At 63.8% G+C, this 19606-nt stretch carries 17 protein-coding genes and 1 tRNA gene; 9 read left to right on the top strand and 9 right to left on the bottom strand.

Annotated elements, in window-relative coordinates; all coding sequences use genetic code 11:
* Nucleotides 1-25 precede the first annotated feature (25 nt).
* The 5 genes from QM797_RS26390 (at nt 26) to QM797_RS18600 (ending at nt 9437) form a co-directional block, all read left to right on the top strand.
* On the top strand, nt 26-619 hold the full coding sequence (locus QM797_RS26390) for an NINE protein (RefSeq protein ID WP_502942361.1): 594 nt from the start codon (nt 26-28) through the stop codon (nt 617-619).
* Nucleotides 620-884: 265 nt separating this feature from the next.
* Nucleotides 885-5468: a glutamate synthase large subunit gene (gene gltB / locus QM797_RS18615; protein ID WP_283277239.1), complete on the top strand. Its 4584-nt coding sequence runs from the start codon at nt 885-887 to the stop codon at nt 5466-5468.
* Complete coding sequence (locus tag QM797_RS18610; RefSeq protein ID WP_283277148.1) at nt 5461-6966, top strand: glutamate synthase subunit beta; 1506 nt, start codon at nt 5461-5463, stop codon at nt 6964-6966. Before gltB ends, QM797_RS18610 begins: the two co-directional genes overlap by 8 nt.
* A 122-nt stretch (nt 6967-7088) precedes the next feature.
* A complete protein-coding gene (pyk, locus tag QM797_RS18605) occupies nt 7089-8507 on the top strand; it encodes a pyruvate kinase (RefSeq protein WP_082073683.1) in 1419 nt (472 codons plus the stop codon).
* A 96-nt stretch (nt 8508-8603) separates the two neighbouring features.
* Nucleotides 8604-9437: an acyl-CoA thioesterase gene (locus QM797_RS18600; RefSeq protein WP_283277238.1), complete on the top strand. Its 834-nt coding sequence runs from the start codon at nt 8604-8606 to the stop codon at nt 9435-9437.
* Here QM797_RS18600 and QM797_RS18595 read toward each other — a convergent pair.
* A complete protein-coding gene (locus QM797_RS18595; RefSeq protein WP_283277147.1) occupies nt 9403-9921 on the bottom strand; it encodes a DNA-deoxyinosine glycosylase in 519 nt (172 codons plus the stop codon). The genes QM797_RS18600 and QM797_RS18595 overlap by 35 nt on opposite strands.
* 57 nt (nt 9922-9978) lie before the next feature.
* Here QM797_RS18595 and QM797_RS18590 point away from each other — a divergent pair, with 57 nt between their 5' ends.
* Nucleotides 9979-10182 (top strand): hypothetical protein, encoded by a 204-nt coding sequence (locus tag QM797_RS18590; protein ID WP_141217065.1) that lies wholly within the window; start codon nt 9979-9981, stop codon nt 10180-10182.
* Here QM797_RS18590 and QM797_RS18585 read toward each other — a convergent pair.
* Nucleotides 10158-10646, bottom strand: coding sequence for an anthrone oxygenase family protein (locus QM797_RS18585; protein ID WP_283277146.1), 489 nt, complete (start codon nt 10644-10646; stop codon nt 10158-10160). The two genes, QM797_RS18590 and QM797_RS18585, sit on opposite strands and share 25 nt — an antisense overlap.
* Before the next feature lie 122 nt (nt 10647-10768).
* On the opposite strand from QM797_RS18585, the gene QM797_RS18580 reads away from it, so the two are divergent.
* Nucleotides 10769-11761 (top strand): AraC family transcriptional regulator, encoded by a 993-nt coding sequence (locus tag QM797_RS18580; RefSeq protein ID WP_283277145.1) that lies wholly within the window; start codon nt 10769-10771, stop codon nt 11759-11761.
* Here the strand turns inward: QM797_RS18580 and QM797_RS18575 are convergent.
* From QM797_RS18575 to QM797_RS18565, 3 genes are all read right to left on the bottom strand, one after another.
* Nucleotides 11746-12477 (bottom strand): AAA family ATPase, encoded by a 732-nt coding sequence (locus QM797_RS18575; protein ID WP_283277144.1) that lies wholly within the window; start codon nt 12475-12477, stop codon nt 11746-11748. The genes QM797_RS18580 and QM797_RS18575 overlap by 16 nt on opposite strands.
* Nucleotides 12478-12480: 3 nt before the next feature.
* The gene (locus QM797_RS18570) at nt 12481-12657 is read right to left on the bottom strand and encodes a hypothetical protein (RefSeq protein WP_283277143.1); all 177 of its coding nucleotides are present in this window, start codon (nt 12655-12657) and stop codon (nt 12481-12483) included.
* 63 nt (nt 12658-12720) lie between these two features.
* Nucleotides 12721-12797 (bottom strand) — tRNA-Leu (locus QM797_RS18565).
* 120 nt (nt 12798-12917) lie between these two features.
* Here QM797_RS18565 and QM797_RS18560 point away from each other — a divergent pair.
* Both QM797_RS18560 and QM797_RS18555 read left to right on the top strand, forming a co-directional pair.
* On the top strand, nt 12918-13550 hold the full coding sequence (locus tag QM797_RS18560; protein WP_283277142.1) for an ANTAR domain-containing response regulator: 633 nt from the start codon (nt 12918-12920) through the stop codon (nt 13548-13550).
* A gap of 173 nt (nt 13551-13723) precedes the next feature.
* Complete coding sequence (locus tag QM797_RS18555; protein WP_283277141.1) at nt 13724-15058, top strand: ABC transporter substrate-binding protein; 1335 nt, start codon at nt 13724-13726, stop codon at nt 15056-15058.
* Nucleotides 15059-15200: 142 nt separating this feature from the next.
* Here QM797_RS18555 and QM797_RS18550 read toward each other — a convergent pair whose 3' ends face one another.
* Genes QM797_RS18550 through QM797_RS18535 form a run of 4 tightly spaced genes read right to left on the bottom strand, consistent with a single transcriptional unit; the run spans nt 15201 to nt 19428 of the window.
* Nucleotides 15201-16004 carry an ABC transporter ATP-binding protein gene (locus tag QM797_RS18550; RefSeq protein WP_283277140.1) on the bottom strand — a complete coding sequence of 268 codons (804 nt, stop codon included), beginning with the start codon at nt 16002-16004 and terminating at the stop codon, nt 15201-15203.
* Nucleotides 16004-17098, bottom strand: a complete 1095-nt coding sequence (locus tag QM797_RS18545; protein ID WP_283277139.1) for an ABC transporter ATP-binding protein — start codon at nt 17096-17098, stop codon at nt 16004-16006. The genes QM797_RS18550 and QM797_RS18545 overlap by 1 nt, the downstream gene beginning before the upstream one ends.
* The gene (locus QM797_RS18540) at nt 17091-18080 is read right to left on the bottom strand and encodes a branched-chain amino acid ABC transporter permease (RefSeq protein WP_032404006.1); all 990 of its coding nucleotides are present in this window, start codon (nt 18078-18080) and stop codon (nt 17091-17093) included. The genes QM797_RS18545 and QM797_RS18540 overlap by 8 nt, the downstream gene beginning before the upstream one ends.
* Before the next feature lie 7 nt (nt 18081-18087).
* Complete coding sequence (locus tag QM797_RS18535) at nt 18088-19428, bottom strand: branched-chain amino acid ABC transporter permease (RefSeq protein WP_283277138.1); 1341 nt, start codon at nt 19426-19428, stop codon at nt 18088-18090.
* Nucleotides 19429-19606: the final 178 nt, after the last annotated feature.

The raw sequence follows: 19606 nt of genomic DNA, 5'->3' as shown, positions 1-19606 counted from the left end.
CCGCATCCGCACTAGGGAGCCCGAAGTGAGTGACTCAGGTACATCGGCGTTCGACGGATCGCCGGGGGACGGATCCGGTTCGACGGAGCCGACGATCTCGTTCGAGAAGGGCACCCCGGCAGGCTCGGGTCCCGTCTACGGCGCACCCGACCCCAATTACACGACCCCGAACTACAGCACGCCGAACTGGAACACTCCTGACGCGGCCGATCAGGGTCAGCAGTTCGGACCCCCGCCCGGTGTCGGTTATCCACCGCCCGCCGATGGTTCGGGTCAGTACTTCGCGCCGCCGCCCCCGCCGTATGCGGGTGGTCAATACGGTGGACCGCAGTACGCGGGTGGGCCCGGCTTCATGGACCCGATGGCTCCGTACGGCCGTCACCCGGTCACCGGCGAACCGTTCTCGGACAAGCAGAAGCTGACCGCAGGCCTGCTGGGAATCTTGCTGGGTGGGTTCGGAGCCGGACGCTTCTATCTGAACCAGCCGGGCATTGCAGTGGCGCAGATAGCCGTCACCTTTCTGACCTGTGGGCTCGGCGCGATCTGGCCGTTGATCGACGGGATCATGATGCTCACCGGCAGCGTGCGCGACGAGCACGGTCGACCGCTGCGCGACTGACGTCACATCCGCGGCCACCTGCATTCGCGATTGCATCGTTGCGAATTCCAGCTGCTACGATTTCGCCATCCGGGAGTAATCTCGGATTCTTTCGCGGGCCAGAGCTGTCCCGGTGAATTCCCGACAGGCGTTCTGATTTCGGCTCGTCCGACCGTTCCGGTCGACACGAGCCGACCAGCCGGCGGGGTTGCCGAGACTCACGGCGCAGCGTTCGAGACACTGCACCGCCTTCACGCACCCACCGGCCTACGTGGAGGTGATCGTGGTGCTGTTTTCTCGGATGCCTGCGGAGCAGGGTCTGTACGACCCGAGCTTGGAGAAGGATTCCTGCGGCGTGGCGATGATCGCCGACATCGCGGGACGACGCTCCCATTCCATTGTGGCCGACGGCGTTCTGGCACTGGAGAATCTGGAACATCGCGGCGCTGCCGGGGCCGAACCCAACAGCGGCGACGGCGCGGGCATTCTGATCCAGCTACCCGTCGAACTGCTCGTCTCCCTCGCGCCGTTCGATCTGCCCACGGCACGAGCCGACGGTGACAATACTTTTGCAGCCGGCGTGTGTTTTCTGCCGCAGGGAATCCGGGAGCGCGCGCTCGCCGTCGAACGTGTCGAATCCATTGCGACCGAAGAAGGTCTGGACATCCTGGGCTGGGTCCCGGTCGAGGTCGATCCCGATCGAGCCGACGTGGGAGTCACCGCTCTGGGCTGCATGCCGTACATGAGCTACCTGTTCGTCGCGGCCCCCGAGGTCGACGGCGCGCGTCCGGCGGGCCTGTCACTCGATCGGCTGGTGTACGGATTGCGCAAGCGTTCCGAACGGGTCACCCCCGAGATCGAGGCAGAAGGGTCGGGACTGTTCTTTCCGTCGCTGTCCTCGCGCACCATCGTCTACAAGGGCATGCTCACCACGATGCAGTTGCCGCTCTACTTCCCGGAGTTGCGGAACCCGTTGTGCAAGAGCGCTATTGCCATTGTTCACAGTCGATTCTCCACCAACACGTTTCCGTCGTGGCCACTGGCGCACCCGCATCGCTACGTGGCCCACAACGGCGAGATCAACACCGTCAAGGGCAACCGAAACCGAATGCGGGCTCGGGAAGCGCTGCTCTCCAGCGACCTGATCCCCGGTGACTTCGAGCGGTTGTTCCCGATTTGCAATCCCGATGCGTCGGACTCGGTGTCCTTGGACGAGGTGCTCGAACTGCTGCACCTCGGTGGACGCAGTGTTCCGCATGTGGTGATGATGATGGTGCCCGAGCCGTGGGAGAACCACCGCACGATGGATCCGCGAGTGCGGGCGTTCTATCAGTTCCACTCGTCGATGATGGAGGCCTGGGACGGGCCGGCTTGTGTGACGTTCACCGACGGCAGCTACGTCGGGGCCGTGCTCGATCGCAACGGGCTTCGCCCCGGTCGCTGGTGGCAGACGGCCGACGGCCGCGTGATCCTCGCCAGCGAGGCCGGCGTGCTCGATGTGCCGCAATCCGAGGTCGTCGCCAAGGGCCGCCTCGAGCCGGGCAAGATGTTCCTGATCGACACCCTCGCCGGACGCCTGGTACCCGACGAGGAGATCAAGCTCCAACTGGCCACCGAACATCCGTATCAGGAGTGGCTGCATGCCGGACTACTCGAGATCAAGAGCCTGCCCGAGCGCGCACACATTCAGTACAACCACGATTCTGTGGTGCGCAGACAGGTCGCGTTCGGTTATACCGAGGAAGACCTGCGCGTCGTACTGACGCCGATGGCGGCATCCGGGGGAGAGCCACTGGGGTCGATGGGCACCGACACCCCTGCGGCAGTCATGTCGCAGCGCTCGCGTCAGCTCTACGACTATTTCATCGAACTGTTCGCCCAGGTCACCAACCCGCCGCTGGATTCGATCCGGGAGGAAATCGTGACCTCGCTCGCGCGGGTGATGGGTCCTGAGCAGAACCTGCTCGAGCCCACCGCGGCGTCGTGCAGGCAGATCGTGTTGCCGTGGCCGGTGCTCGACAACGACGAGTTGAACAAGATCATCCACATCAACGAAGACGGCGACCATCCTGGATTGTCGGCGACAGTGTTGCGTGGCCTGTACGAGGTCGAGCGGGGCGGTGAGGGTCTCGCCGAGGCCATCGAGGATTTGCGGGCCCGGGCTTCGGAGGCGATCGCTGCCGGCTACACCACTCTGATCATCTCCGATCGCGATTCGGACCATACCCGGGCACCGATTCCGTCCTTGCTGGCCACCTCGGCCGTGCACCATCACCTGGTCCGGACCAAGGAGCGCACCAAAATCGCCCTCGTCGTCGAATCCGGCGATGCACGCGAAGTCCATCATCTCGCGCTGCTCATCGGATTCGGTGCCGCGGCGGTCAACCCGTATCTGGCGATGGAGTCGATCGAGGATCTCGTCGGCGAGGGCGAGCTGACCGGCGTCGAACCGACGATAGCGGTGCGCAACTACCTTTACGGCCTCGGCAAGGGTGTGCTCAAGGTGATGTCGAAAATGGGCATCTCGACCGTCGGGTCCTACACCGGCGCACAGGTTTTCGAGGCGGTCGGTCTCGATCGCGAGGTGGTGCGCGAGTACTTCAAGGGCACGGTCAGCAAGCTCGGCGGCGTCGGCCTGGACGTGCTCGCCGAGGAGGTCAAGCTGCGCCACCGTCGGGCGTATCCCGAGAACCCCACCGACCGTGTTCATCGTCGGTTGGAGATCGGCGGTGAGTACCAGTTCCGGCGCGAAGGCGAGCTGCACCTGTTCACTCCCGAAACGGTGTTCCTGCTCCAGCACGCAACCCGCACCGGCCGCTACGACGTGTTCCAGAAGTATACCGACGAGGTAGACCGGCTTGCTCGTGAAGGCGGTGCCCTGCGTGGTTTGTTCGAGTTCAAAGATGGTGTGAGGCAACCGGTTCCGCTCGACGAGGTGGAGTCGGTCGAATCGATCGTCACCCGGTTCAACACCGGAGCGATGAGCTACGGGTCCATTTCCGCCGAAGCGCACGAGACGATGGCCGTGGCGATGAACAACCTGGGCGGCCGGTCCAACTCGGGTGAAGGCGGCGAGGATGTCGATCGCCTCTACGACCCGACGCGTCGCAGTGCTGTCAAGCAGGTGGCCAGTGGCCGCTTCGGGGTCACCAGCGACTACCTGGTCAATGCCACCGATATCCAGATCAAGATGGCGCAGGGTGCAAAGCCCGGCGAAGGCGGTCAGTTGCCCGGGTACAAGGTGTACCCGTGGGTGGCGAAGACGCGACATTCGACGCCGGGCGTCGGCTTGATCTCGCCGCCCCCGCACCACGACATCTATTCGATCGAGGATCTCGCGCAGCTGATCCACGACCTCAAGAACGCCAACGAGAATGCGCGCGTGCACGTCAAGCTCGTCAGTTCCGTCGGCGTCGGCACGGTGGCGACCGGCGTCAGCAAGGCGCACGCCGACGTCGTCCTCATCTCGGGATACGACGGCGGAACCGGGGCTGCACCGTTGACCTCACTCAAGCATGCCGGTGCTCCGTGGGAGATCGGCCTGGCCGACGCCCAGCAGACGCTGGTGCTCAACGGCCTGCGTGACCGCATCACCGTGCAGTGCGACGGTGGAATGCGCACCGGTCGCGACGTCATCGTCGCGGCGCTTCTCGGTGCGGAGGAATTCGGATTCTCGACGGCCCCGCTGATCGTGGCGGGATGCATCATGATGCGTGTCTGCCACCTCGATACGTGCCCGGTCGGGGTGGCGACACAGAACCCAGAGCTGCGCAAGCGGTTCACCGGCAAGCCCGAGTTTCTCGAGGACTTCTTCAAGTTCATTGCCGAGGACGTGCGAAAGTACCTCGCGCAGCTCGGTTTCCGCAGTATCGACGAAGCAGTAGGCCACGCCGACGTACTCGAGACAGCGGCCGGCGTCGCACACTGGAAGAGCAAGGGCCTGGATCTGGCTCCGATCTTCGCGATGCCCGTCGACCGGCACGGTGCCCCCATGACGCAGCGTCGACGCCTCCGCGGGCAAGATCACGGTCTCGATCTCGCGCTGGATCGAACGCTGATCCAGTTGGCGGAGGGAGCGCTCGAGGATGCCCATCCGGTCAAGCTGGAGCTGCCGGTACGTAACGTCAACCGCACCGTCGGGACGCTTCTGGGGTCCGAGGTCACCCGACGCTACGGCGCGGGTGGACTCCCGGACGACACCATTCGCATTGCGTTCACCGGATCGGCAGGGCAGTCGCTCGGTGCCTTCCTGCCGCCGGGGATCACGATCGATCTGGTCGGTGACGCGAACGACTATGTCGGCAAGGGGCTGTCGGGTGGTCGCATCGTCGTGCGCCCGGCCGACGATGTGCCCTTCGTCGCCGAGGACAACGTGATCGCCGGCAACACCATTCTGTACGGCGCAACCTCGGGCGAGGTATACCTGCGGGGCAAGGCAGGGGAGCGTTTCGCCGTCAGGAACTCGGGAGCCGTCGCGGTGAACGAGGGCGTGGGTGACCACGCGTTCGAATACATGACCGGTGGCCGGGTTGTCGTGCTTGGCCCGACCGGTCGCAACATGGCGGCGGGGATGTCCGGCGGTATCGCGTTCGTCCTCGGTCTCGATCCCGCCGACGTGAACATGGCGATGGTCGAGCTGCAGGTCCCCAACCCGGACGACCTGGTGTGGCTGCGCGAGACCGTCGAGAATCACCGGCGGTGGACCGGGTCCACTGTCGCGACCTCGTTGTTGGCCGACTGGCCTCGCCGGTCCGCGCTGTTCACCAAAGTCATGCCCGTCGACTACCAGCGGGTGCTGGAAGCGACTCGAATGGCGCGTGCCGAAGGGCGCGACGTCGATGCTGCGATCATGGAGGCTGCACGTGGCTGATCCACAGGGATTTCTGAAAGTCGTCAAGCGCGAGGCAGTCAAGCGTCCGATCGGCGAGCGCGTGAAGGACTGGAAAGAAGTGTATTCGCACCAGCCGACGAGCGAACGGGCCGCGGAGGTCTCCGATCAGGCACGTCGCTGCATGGACTGCGGAATTCCGTTCTGCCACTCCGGAACTGCGGGCTGTCCGCTGGGCAATCTGATTCCCGAGTGGAACGATCTGGTTCGTCGTGACCGCTGGGATGCGGCGAGTGACCGACTGCACGCGACCAACAACTTCCCGGAATTCACCGGTCGGGTGTGCCCGGCACCGTGTGAATCGGCCTGTGTGCTCTCGATTTCCGAGGCGGCCACCGGCGGTAGCGTCACGATCAAGCGGGTCGAGCAGACCATCGCGGATCTGGCTTGGGAAGAGGGCAGCATCGTTCCGCAGCCGCCGACGATCACCACCGGCAAGCGAGTCGCCGTCGTGGGATCCGGTCCTGCGGGATTGGCTGCGGCACAACAGCTCACACGCGCCGGACACGACGTCACGGTGTACGAGCGGGATGACCGCCTCGGCGGGCTGCTCCGGTACGGCATTCCCGAGTTCAAGCTCGAGAAGTCGGTGCTGGATCAGCGCCTGATGCAGATGCGGGCCGAGGGAACGCATTTCGTGACCGACTGCGAGGTCGGCATCGACTTCACCGTCGAGCAACTCCGCGAATCCTTCGACGCAGTCGTTCTCGCGGTCGGAGCTCTGCGGGCTCGTGACAACGCCGAGGTCATCGGTCGTGATCTCGACGGCATTCACCTGGCCATGGAGCATCTGGTGCCGTCGAACAAGGAATGCGAGGGCGACGGTCCCACCTCCATCTCCGCTGCGGACAAGCATGTGGTCATCATCGGCGGTGGCGATACCGGAGCCGACTGCCTGGGAACTGCCCACCGGCAGGGCGCTGCGTCGGTGACGCAACTCGACTACAACCCCGCGCTGCCGGGGGCTCGCGACGAGAGTCTCTCGCCGTGGCCGTCGTGGCCGTTGGTACTGCGCACCTCGCCTGCCCACGCCGAGGGTGGCGTCGTGCGTCATCAGGTCGCGGTCCAGCGATTCCTCGGTGACGAGCGCGGGCACGTTCGCGCGATGGTGCTCGCCGAGGTGGAGGTGCAGCGCGACGCGGACGGTCGACGCATCGTCACGCCCATCGGGGAGGAGATCGAATTGCCCTGTGATCTGGCGTTGTTCGCCATCGGTTTCGAGGGCGTCGAGCACGGTCCGCTACTCGACGAGTACGGCCTGGCGCTGACCAAGCGGGGCGCGCTCTCGTGTGGTCCCGACTGGCAGACCACGGCACCCGGGGTGTTCGTGTGCGGGGATGCGCATCGCGGTGCGTCGTTGGTCGTGTGGGCGATCGCGGAGGGTCGTTCGGCGGCCCACGGAGTCGATGCTTTCCTCACCGGACACTCGGAATTACCGTCGCCGGTGCACCCGACTGCACTGCCTCTCGCGGTGGTGTGACCCCCGTCTCTGAACCGGTACAGACCGTCCCAGCAGCAGGGTAGCGAGGCTACCGATCGGTAGTATTGAGCTGGATGCGTCTGCGATAGAGAACGCGGCGTCCAGCGGCTAGGCTCGCTTTCGTGAGCCGACGTACGAAGATTGTCTGCACCCTTGGACCCGCAACCGCAACCACAGAGCGCATCCGCGAACTCGTCGAGAGTGGAATGGATGTCGCACGACTGAACTTCAGCCATGGTGATCATCCCGATCATCAGGCCAACTACGAGAGGGTTCGAGCAGCATCGGACGCCACCGGCAAAGCCGTGGGCATTCTGGCCGACCTGCAGGGACCGAAGATTCGTCTCGGGCGTTTCGCCGAGGGCTCGACCACCTGGGCGGCCGGCGAGCTGATCCGCATCACCGTCGAAGAGTGCGAGGGCACTCACGACCGGGTGTCGACCACCTACAAAGAGCTGGCCCAGGACGCCAAGGAAGGCGACCGCCTGCTCGTCGACGACGGCAAGGTCGGCCTCGTGGTCACCGGTGTCGAAGGCAACGACGTGTTGTGCCGTGTCACCGAAGGTGGACCGGTCAGCAACAACAAGGGTGTGTCCCTGCCGGGCATGGACGTGTCCGTTCCCGCCATGAGCGAGAAGGACATCGCCGACCTCGAGTTCGCCCTCGCCCTGGGTGTCGACTTCATCGCGCTCTCGTTCGTGCGTTCGCCCGCGGACGTCGAACTCGTCCACGCCGTGATGGACCGCGTCGGCCGCCGAGTTCCGGTCATCGCCAAGCTCGAGAAGCCCGAGGCCGTCGACAACCTCGAAGCCATCGTGCTCGCGTTCGACGCGATCATGGTCGCCCGCGGTGACCTCGGCGTCGAGTTGCCGCTCGAGCAGGTGCCGCTGGTGCAGAAGCGCGCCATCCAGATCGCCCGCGCCAACGCCAAGCCCGTCATCGTGGCGACCCAGATGCTCGAATCGATGATCGAGAACTCCCGCCCGACGCGCGCCGAGGCGTCCGACGTCGCCAACGCCGTGCTCGACGGTACCGACGCGGTCATGCTCTCCGGTGAGACCTCGGTCGGTAAGTACGTGATGGAAACCGTGCGGACGATGGCCCGCATCGTCGAGACGGTCGAGACCGAGGGCGACAGTGTTCCTCCGCTGACGCACGTCCCGCGCACCAAGCGTGGCGTCATCTCGTACGCCGCCCGTGACATCGGCGAGCGCCTGGATGCGAAGGCACTCGTGGCGTTCACCCAGTCGGGTGACACCGTTCGACGGTTGGCTCGTCTGCACACCAAGCTTCCGTTGCTCGCCTTCACCTCCATCTCCGAGGTCCGGAGCCAACTGTCGCTGAGCTGGGGAACCGAAACGTTCCTGGTCCCCGACGTGGGCTCGACGGACGCGATGGTGAAAGAGGTCGACAAGGCGCTGCTCGAACTCGGTCGGTACAACAAGGGCGATCAGGTCGTGATCGTGGCCGGTGCCCCTCCCGGCACAGTAGGCTCGACCAACTTGATCCATGTGCACCGAATCGGAGAAGAGGACCGGTAAGTGGTCGAAGCGGGGGGAACCGGCGTCAGCGAAAGCGCGTCGAGCAGTACAGCTGTACGCAAGACCGATCTCGAGACGCTCCTCGATCTCCTCGCACTGGAGGAGATCGAGGAGGACGTGTTCGTCGGCGTTCACCCCGAGCAGGTGGGGAGCCGTACGTTCGGGGGGCAACTCGTTGCTCAGGGCCTGATCGCGGCCGGCCGCACCGTCTCCGGTACCTCGCGGGACGTGCATGCGATCAATGCTCATTTCATCCGCGGTGGTGACGTCAAGAAGCCCATCGAGTACCGGGTCTCTCGTCAACGCGATGGCCGAGCCTTCGCCAACCGCCAGGTCACCGCGGTGCAGGACGGCAACGAGCTGTTCGTCATGCTCGCGGCCTTCCAGGATTTCGGCAAGGGACTCGAGCACAGCGTCGAGGTGCCCGAGGTTCCGTACCCCGACGCACTGCCTCCGCTCGGCGATCACTTTGTCGGGTACGAGGACCGGCTACAGATGTTCGTCGACGCCCTCAAACCGATCGACATGCGCTACGCGAACGATCCGGCGTGGATCATGCACGGCACCGGCGAGAAGCTCAACCACAATCGCGTGTGGATGAAGGCCGACGGGGATCTGCCCGACGCCTCTATCTTCCATGCCGCGACCATGGGCTACGCGTCGGACACGACGGTGCTCGACTCGATCATCACCACTCACGGCCTGTCGTGGGGACTCGACCGCATCGTTGCGGCGACGGTCAACCATTCCATCTGGTTCCACCGCCCGTTCCGATTCGACGAGTGGGCCCTCTATGCCACCGAATCGCCCGTGGCCGCCGGCTCGCGAGGCCTGGCCACCGGCCGCTTCTTTTCGATGGACGGTCTGTTGCTGGCTACCGTCGTGCAGGAAGGTCTCATTCGCCACTTCCCGACGCGGGTCCGCGCCTGAGTGCATCCGACCACGCGCGCGTCTTCGCATCGAGGTTCAGTGAGGCGTGCGCCGGGCTGGTCGACGGTAGTCGTGTGAATGTCACGTGGGGTGTCACCGTCGTCACGTGGCGACGGTAGCTCTCGGCGGCCTTGGCTCCGTTGAAGAACACCCTGTCGATGCCGGGATTCTCGGCGAACAGATTCTCGAAATCGTTTGCCACGATGGAGGATTCGACGATCGCCGAGTCCAGACTTCCCGCACGCGTGCACAGTTTCAGTACGTCCCAGACCGCAATCCCGTGGCTGCGAAGGCGCTCGGTTCGATCGTCGTAGAGAAGCTCGGGGCCGGCACCGAATACCGTTCCCATGATCGGCCAGAACGCATTTCGTGGGTGGGCGTAGTACTGCTGCGCGGTCAGCGACGCGACGCCGGGCATGGACCCCAGGATCAGGATGGTTGCGTCCGGTCCGACTATCGGCTCGAAGCTGTGCACGACGTTCATTCCGTGATTACAGCAAATCCCCGCGGGGGCGGCGGACGGGGGACCACAATGGATGTCATGTTGGATCCACGCGTACTCGACAACAACGAACTCGAAGCCGAACTCGCCGCACTGCGCCGGGGGCGTGACGCCGCGATGGACGAAGGCGCGCGGGATGTCTCGACCGCCGACACCGACCACCTCATCGCGCGGTTCGAGGAAGAAATCCGCAAGCGACACCAGGATTCGGTGTCCGATCAGCCCAGTGCCGATCTGCCCTGACCCAAGATCAGGACGGCGCAGGCGGCAGTCGCAGCAACCGTCCTGACGTTGTTCCATCGCGTCCACTTGTCGGTGAAGTTCTGCCACACCTGGGCGCCGGCAGCACTGCCGGGATCCACACCGGCCAACGCGTCGTTGAGGGGGACGTTGAGAACAGTCGTGATCGCGAAGCATCCGAGAACGTAGAGAACGGCACTGCTCACCACGAGCACGGGTGAACCCCGACCGGTCGACACGGCGAGAACTGCTGCGAGAGTGCACGATACGGCCGTCCCGAAAAACAGGCCGAGAAACACCGGATTGAGAATCGCCGCATTGAATCTCTGCATCGCGGAGATCGCGTCGGGCACCGGCAATGTTGCCAGGCCGGGAAGCACGCTGATGGAGAAGGCGAGCAGCACTCCTGCGACGAGCCCGCATCCGACGGCGGCAACGGCGGTGGCGACCGCGAGCATTCGGTCCATCAGGGTGGTTCCTTTCGTCCAATGGCGTTCTGTAGTCCACTGTGACCCCGAAAAGCTGGATGGGCAATGCCCGAAAAGCTGTATTCGATGTCCGATCGTCCATCTCGTGAGACGATCGGCGTATGCGTGGCGCGGATCCATGGAAGTCGTCCGACCCCTTGGGTGAAGCGCTGCACTTTCTACGAATGACCGGATCGTTCTACGTCCGCTCCGAGCTGAGCGGATCCTGGGGTCTCGCACTGCCCGCCATGGAGGATGCGCTGTGGTTTCACACTGTGGTGGACGGTCGGTGCCTGCTGTCGGTTCCCGGCGAGCGGACGCGGGAGCTGGTGCCCGGCGATTTCGCGTTGGTACCGCACGGGCGAGGGCATGTGCTCGCAGCAGGGGTCGATGCGTCGGTTCGCGCGACGAGCGTCCACGACCTCCCGCACGAGTACATCAGCGATCGCTACGCGGTGATCACTCACGACGCGGGCGGTGCCGGCCATGTTGCGAGCCTCGTCTGCGGGGCGGTTCGATTGGATCATCCTGCAGCGCAGAAGCTCGTTCGCCTGCTGCCCGCGCTGGTGGTGGTCGACGCCGATCCCGGCCCGAGGCAATCGAGGATGCAGAGCGTGCTGGCCATGGTCGCGGAGGAAGCGCGCGTGCTCGAGCCCGGGGGAGAAGCGGTGATCACCCGGCTGTCCGACATTCTGGTGATCCACGCGTTACGGTCGTGGATCGCGAACACGCCGGGCGCGCAGTCGGGTTGGCTCGGCGCATTGCAGGACGATCGGATCGGAGCGGCGTTGGCGCTGATTCATCGACACCCTCATGAGCGGTGGACCGTTGCGGCTCTGGCATCGAGGGCGAACATGTCCCGCTCGGCGTTCTCGGCACGGTTCACCGAGCTGGTCGGCGACTCTGCGATGAGCTATCTGGCAACGTGGCGGATGCAGGTCGCCTACGAGACATTGCGATCCGAGGATGTGGTGTTGGCCGAATTGGCCCGGCGCAGTGGATATCTGTCGGAGGCTGCGTTCGGTAAGGCGTTCAAACGCGCGACGGGCATCTCCCCGGGAAGTGTGCGCCGTCGAGAAGCGGTGTCGATGGCCGACGGTCAGTCGAGCAGATGACGAAGGTAGCTGTTCGGGTCGTCGAGGTAGCGACGCCAGTGCTGTACCAATTCGAGCTCGTCCCAGGTACTTCGGCGTAGACCGTGTTCGCCGACTTCGACGATGTCGGCACCGGGGGTCGACGCCAGAATCGGTGAGTGGGTGGCGCAGACGATCTGCGCGCCCTCGTTGCCCAGCTCGGACATCAGTGCAACGAGCTGCAGGCTCGCGGTGAACGACAGGGGCGATTCCGGCTCGTCCAGAACGTAGAAACCGGGCTCGGTCAACATCGCACCGAACATGGTCAGGAACCCTTCGCCGTGGCTCATCTCGGCGGTGTTCTCGTCCCAGAAACCCGGTATGCCGCCGAGGTTCTCGGCCATGTCGAACGCGGTCTCGGCGCGCAGGAAGAAGCCGCGCTTCTGCAGTCGTGGGCCACGAAGCATTCGAGAACCCCGCGGCGTGGTCTCGAGTTCGAGTACCTCGCCGAGGGCGCTGGTCACCTCGTCGAGCCGACGCGACTGCTGCGCCGCCCGACCGCCGCGGGCATCGATTCCGAAACCCTCGGCGATTGCCTCGACGAGGGTCGATTTACCGGAACCGTTGTCGCCGACCAGAATTGTGACCGGTGCGAGGAACTCGAGTCCGTCGCGAGCGAGGTCGGCGACTGCAGGCACGGTGAAGGGCCAGTCCGATCCGACATCGTCGGCGTGGACATAGGCGCGTTCTACGAACATGATTCAGGCAGTGACCAGGCGGTCGACGTAACCGGTCTCGTGAGCGGAGTCCGCACTGCAGGTGTAGTAGACCCACTGAGCGGACTGGTCCGCCGAATCCCCGAAACGATGGTCGACCTTCGCTGCGCACAAACTGCCCGCACTGGTGTCATGGCAACGAAGACTGCTGGGTATGTACATCACTCCACTGTAGGCGCGATCGTGGGCAGCGTTTACCGTCGTGGCGACTCGCCTGTGTTGCTGTGGTGCCCTCGGTGAGACTCGAACTCACACTGGACGGGTTTTGAATCCGTTTCCTCTGCCAATTGGGATACGAGGGCTGGCGTCTTTCAAGCAACGATTGACGAGTTTAGAAGATGCGCTTTCGGGGGCGCGCACCGGTACCCTTCAGATGCTCGACGGCCCTGATGGGCGATGACTGTCAAAGGAGACCCATACAGATGAACGCTCCTGGTGCGCACGGTACTGGCAAGCCCCCGCTTCGTGTGGTGGTGGCAGAGGACGAATCCCTGATTCGATTGGACCTCGTGGAGATGCTCCGCGAAGAGGGCTACGACGTGGTCGGGGAGGCCGCGGACGGTCAGCAGGCGGTGGACCTGGCCGTCGAACTGAGTCCCGATCTGGTCATCATGGACGTCAAGATGCCGCGTCGAGACGGGATAGATGCGGCGTCGGAGATCGCCGAGAAACGCATCGCCCCCGTCGTCATTCTCACCGCGTTCAGTCAGCGTGAGCTGGTCGAGAAGGCACGCGACGCCGGAGCGATGGCGTATCTGGTCAAGCCGTTCACCAAAGCGGATCTGATGCCCGCGGTGGAGTTGGCGGCCAGTCGTTTCAGTGAGATCTCTGCACTCGAATCCGAGATAGCCGATCTGCAGGATCGACTGCAGACACGGAAGTTGATCGAGAAGGCCAAGGGCATTCTGATGGAGTCGCAATCGCTCACAGAACCGCAGGCGTTCAAGTGGATTCAACGCGCCGCGATGGATCGCAGAACGACGATGAAGGCTGTTGCCGAAGTTGTGATCGAGACACTCGGTACTCCTGCGAACAAGCCTGCGGCAGAGGGCTGATCGGCTCGGGAAAGCTACGGCCACGTAACACTTCGTCTCTCTAGGTCACAGTCAGGTCACGAGCGTCGTTCTAGGCCTTGCGAATCGACTCCGAGCATTAGCGTCTGATCCACACGTGAGCCACATGTAACTCAGGTGCGCTTCAACGACGAGCAATTTCAAGGAGAACCTAGATGGCAATTCGGACCTATGTCCGCACGGCTGCGGTGCTGAGCGTCACCTCGCTCGCACTGTTCGGCTGTTCGTCGAGCGACGACTCCGGCTCGACCGATACCACCAGTGCCAGCGGCGGCACTGCAGCCGCGGAAACGACCGTCTCCACCGACTGCACGCCCGAGCAGGCCACTGCCGGGGCAACCCCCGACACGTCGCCTCTGGTGGTGGGAACCCTTCTCCCCGAGACCGGAACCCTGGCCTTCCTCGGCCCGCCCGAGGTTGCCGGTGTCCAGTTGGCTGTCAACGACGTCAACGGTGCCGGTGGCGTCCTCGATCAGCCCGCCACCCTCATCCCCGGTGACTCCGGCGACACGACGACCGATACCGCCAACACCACGGTCGACCGCCTGCTCGCCGGCGGCTCGAACGTCATCGTCGGTGCAGCATCGTCCTCGGTCTCGCTCAAGGTCATCGACAAGATCGCCAGTGCAGGCGTCGTGGAGTTCTCGCCCGCCAACACCTCGGACCAGTTCGTCTGCTACCCGGACAAGGGACAGTACTTCCGTACCGCTCCCACCGACGTGCTGCAGGCACAGGCACTCTCGCAGCTGATCGCCGAGGACGGCGCACAGCGCGTGGCCATCCTCGCTCTCAACGACCCGTACGGCACGGGCCTGGCCAAGAACACCGCGGACAACCTCGAAGAGGCAGGCATCGCGGCAGACCAGATTCAGACGACCATCTACGACCCGAACGCACAGTCGTTCAACGCCGAGGTCGACGGCGTGAAGAACTTCAACCCGGATGCCGTCGCCATCATCGGCTTCGAGGAGTCCGCGAAGATCATCACGCGCATGCACGAGATCGGCATCGGACCGTCCGACGGCACGTTGGTCTACGGCGTCGACGGCAACATGGGTAACGCCCTGGGCGAATCGGTGGCAGCAGGCCTGTTGGACACGATGCGCGGCACCACCCCGCTGACGGATGTCGGCACTGCTTTCCAGGACCGCCTCAAGGCCGTGAACCCGGCCCTGGTGGACTTCAACTATGCCGGTGAGTCCTACGACGCAGTCGTCATCTCGGCACTCGCTGCCGAGCAGGCGAAGTCGACGGCAGGCACCGATATCGCTGCCAACATCAACAGCGTCACCAAGGACGGCACCAAGTGCACCAGCTACGCCGAGTGCCTTCCGCTCGTCAAGGCCGGAACCGATATCGACTACGACGGAATCACCGGCGCGCTGAACTTCAGTGACGCAGGTGAGCCCGCCACGGGTTCTTACGGCAACCTGGTCTTCGGACCGGACAACACGCTGACGACGGACGGATACATCGTCGTCGGTGAGTGATCTGTAACTGCCACACACGCACTGGGCCCGAGTCCTCGATCAGGACTCGGGCCCAGTGTTGTGTGTATCCGTCGATGCGGGTGCAAAGACGAAGCCCCGGTTCGACATCGAGTCGAACCGGGGCTTCGTCGTCGAAGAAGATCTACGTCTTCTTCTCTTTGCTTCCGGCCAGTGTGCCGAGGTACAGCTCGATCACCTTCGGGTCGTTCATCAACGCAGGACCGGTATCGGTATACGCGTTGCGGCCCTGATCGAGAACGTAGCCGCGGTCGCAGATCTGGAGGCAGCGATGGGCGTTCTGCTCGACCATGATGATCGAGACGCCCGCCGCGTTGATCTTCTTGCAGCGGATGAACACTTCGTCCTGGAACATCGGTGACAGCCCGGCCGACGGTTCGTCGAGCAGCAGTACCGACGGCTCCATCATCAGTGCGCGTCCCATGGCGACCATCTGTCGTTCGCCACCGGACAGTGCGCCTGCCTTGACCTTCTTGCGTTCTCCGAGCAGGGGGAACAACTCGCTGACGAACTCGAAACGCTCACCGAACTTCTTGGGACGCAGATAGATTCCCATTTCGAGGTTCTCCTCGATGGTCAGCGACGGAAACACGTTCTGGGTCTGCGGAACGTATCCGACACCTTTGGTGACCAGTACGTGCGCCTCGGCAGAGGTGATGTTGTCACCGCGTAGCTTCACGCTGCCCTCGCGGACCGCAACGAGCCCGAAGAGCGTTTTGAGCAAGGTCGACTTTCCGGCGCCGTTGGGCCCGATGATGCCGACGATCTCGCCGTCGTTGAGGAAGAAGTTGCATTCGCTGAGGATGTTGACGCCGGGGATGTAACCGGCCACCAATCCGTCGGCGCGCAAGAGTGCACCTTCGGCCAGGCGAGCGTGCTCCTCGGGTGTGGCGGCGAATTCCGCCGGCGTCAATGTCTGTTCGCTCATCAGTTGTCCTCCTTGGCCCGGTGCGAGCCGCCCTCGGCGACGTCGGGCGTCACTGGGCTGACGAACTCCGGGTCCGAAAGATCGCCTCCCGCTTCGAGTTCTTCCTTCTCGGCCTGTTTCAGTGCCTCCGCCAGTTCGGCGGTCGCCCCGACCGGATTGCCGTCGGCGTCGAACTCGAGAGCCTGATCGTGGTGGCTGCCGAGGTACGCGTCGACGACAGCACCGTTGTTGGAGAGTTCCTCCGGCGTGGACTCGGCGATGATGCTGCCCTGAGCCATCACCACCACCCAATCGCTGATGTCGCGGATGACGTCCATGTCGTGTTCGACGAACACCACGGTCATACCGTCGTCGCGCAGCGACTTGATGTGCCCCAGAAGTGATTGCGTCAGAGCGGGATTGACCCCGGCCATCGGCTCGTCGAGCATGACCACCGACGGATCGGTCATCAGCGCACGTGCCATCTCCAGCAGTTTGCGCTGGCCGCCCGACAGTGAGCCGGCCAGATCGTCGGCCTTGACGTCGAGCTTGAAGCGCCCCAGCAGTTCATAGGCGCGTTCGGTGATCTGACGCTCCTGGGCCTTCCACGTCCACGGCATGAACGTGTTGATCATGCGCTCGCCGCGTTGACCTGTCGCGCCCAACCGAACATTGTCCAGCACAGTCAGTTTCGACAGTGCTTTGGTCAACTGGAACGTGCGCACCACACCCTTGCGGGCCACCTGGTGCGGGTGCATCCGGCCCAGCTCCTGGCCATCCATCGACCAGGTCCCGGTGTCGGGGCGATCGAATCCGGTGAGCAGGTTGAACAGCGTGGTCTTGCCTGCACCGTTGGGCCCGATGAGGCCGGTGATGCAGCCGCGTTGAATTTCGAGGTGCGCCACGTCGACGGCTTTGAGGCCGCCGAAGGTCCGCGAGACTCCGTCGACCACCATGGTGGCGTCTGGTTTCGGTGCGCCGGGTTCGTTGGGCACACCGGCGAACAGCGACGCGCGTTGATCGCTCGACAGCGCTTGGGCAGCGCGTGATTCGAGTGTGCTTGCTTTTTTGCTCGGTGCGGCCGTTGCAGCAGCATCCTTGCTCAGGTCAGGCATTGAGTTGAACCTCTCGCTTGTTGCCGAGAATGCCCTGAGGTCTGAACACCATCAACACGGCGATCAGGATTCCCAGGAGCACGAATCGCGTGGCGCCGACCTGGGCGCCGGTGAGGTTGAGCACCGGGTCGTCGCCGGAGATCAATTGCCGCAGAATCGCATCGGGAATGGACAGCAGGAACCAGAACAGCATTGCGCCCAGTACCGGGCCGAACACTGTTGCCGCCCCACCGAGAATCAGCGCGCCGAAGGCGAAGAACGTCTGTGCGGTCGAGTAGAAATCGGGGTTGATGGACTGGGTCTGCAGTGCGTTGAACACACCACCCATACCGCCGATGACGCCGCCGAGAACCAGTGCCTGCATCTTGTAGACGAAGACGTTCTTGCCCAGTGAGCGGGCCGCGTCCTCGTCCTCACGGACGGCCTTGAGGACGCGTCCCCATGGGCTGTGAGTCAGGAGGTAGATCACTCCACACAGCAGCAGCACCAGTGTCCAGCCGACGAGCATGGCCCACAGGTCGTTACCCAGGAAGCGAACGCCGAGGAAGCTGTACGACTTGCCGCCCTCGAACGGACTCATGCTGGTGAACGGGCCGGCGAAGCCGGTGATGCCGTTGGTGGACTTGGTCACCGAATCCGTTGCGGTCGAACGGAACACCAATCGCAGAATTTCCGATGCCGCGATGGTGACGATCGCGAGATAGTCGGCTCGCAGTCGCAGAGTCGGAATACCGAGAACCAGAGCAAGCAACCCTGCCGCGGCGAGACCGACCAGAATGCCGAGCCACAGCGGCTGCTCGTAGGTGATCGTGGTGATGCCGACGCCGTAGCCGCCGAGAAGCGCGAAGCCGATCTGGCCGAAGTTGAGCAGCCCGGCGTAACCGAAGTGCAGGTTCAGGCCGATGGCGAGCAGAGCGTAGAAGATGGCCGACGGGCCGACCAGCTGAGCGAGTGAGATCTGAAGTGCGCCGATGATATCCATGTGGTGGTCACCCGATCCTTTGTCGCGAGCCGAGGATGCCCTGTGGGCGGACGACGAGGATGAGAATCAAGACGAGCAACCCTCCGATGTATTTGAGATCGGGATTGATGACCAGTGTCGACCACTGCACGAGCAGACCCACGATGACGCAACCGAGGAACGCGCCGTAGGCCGTCCCCAGTCCACCGAGCGTGATTCCGGCGAACATCAGCAGTAGGAGCTTGAATCCCATCTCCCACTGGACGCGTCCGCCGAGTTCGGATAACCCGAACAGCACGCCACCGAGTGCGGCCAGGCCGCCACCGAGGCACCAGACGAACGTGACCACGCGCTCGACGTTGATGCCCGAGGATGCGGCGAGGTCACGGTTGTCGGCCACCGCTCGCATGGCCTTACCGATCTTGGTGCGCTGCAACATCAGTGCAACGCCGACCAGGACGACGACGCTGATGATGATGCACGCCAGATTGACGTTCGTGATCGACAGCGGGCCCCAGTTGTTCTCGGTCTGGGCCTGGTAGTCGTCGAAGGGCTCGGAGCGATCCGAGAAGAAGATCAGGATGAGGTAGCGCAATGCGATCGCAAGACCGATCGTCACCACGAGCTGTGCGATCAGGCCGGTGCGACGCTTGCGCAGTGGTCGCCAGATCAAGGCATTGTTGAGCCATCCGATCGCGACTCCGACGATGATTGCCAGCACCGTGGCCGGAATCAGTTGTATTCCGAGGCTCACGTTGAAGAACCACGCCGCGACGGCACCGAGGGTGACGAGTTCGCCGTGCGCGAAGTTGGTGAGGCCGGTGGTGCCGAAGATCAGGCTCAGCCCTACCGCCGCCAGTGCGATGACCAGGCCGAAACGGAAACCGTCGACTGTGGTGCGGACGAACTTCTCGTAAAATGGAATGCTGGTGGCAGTTCTGGCTTCACCGAACGAGAAGATGACGGTGTTGGAACGCCCGGCCTGAACGTCGCGCTGGACTTCTGCCTGGACGCTCACCCCGTCGGGAAGCGTTTCCTGCACTACCTGGAATGTGTATGTCCCTGGGGACAATTCGAGAGTCCACCGGCCACCGGTTTCGCTGGTGGTGCGGGCTACTTCGGTGCCGCTCGCGTCGAGCGCTGCGACATCGACGCCGACGAGGCGCTCGCCGCCGTTGTTGAGAGATCCCGCGACGCTGACTGCGTCTGCGGGCGGTGCTTGTTCGACACTGGTCCCCGGAGAGGCCGGGGGAGTGGGGGTAGGTTCCTGGGCCAATGCCGGCGCACCGAACAGCAGCGCGGCAATCGAACTCAGAACGGCGAGTAGGAGTGTTCGCTGAAGGAGCCGAACGGCAGATCTTGCGCGCAACCTCGGCGGTTGCACCTTTCTGGTCCATCGAACATTTGGAGCCACGCACGTCCTCCGGACGGTTGTCGTTGAGTCACGGGTTGGGGATTTACTGCAATTGTCGGACTCTATCCGTTGAAACGACGCAAAATCGGCGACTGAGATTTCCGGAAAGTATCGGTTGTGTTTCGCGGCCCGC

The organism is Rhodococcus sp. IEGM 1381, assembly GCF_030056795.1.
Classification (GTDB): Bacteria; Actinomycetota; Actinomycetes; order Mycobacteriales; family Mycobacteriaceae; genus Rhodococcoides.
This window is presented reverse-complemented; position numbering and strand designations above follow the sequence as displayed.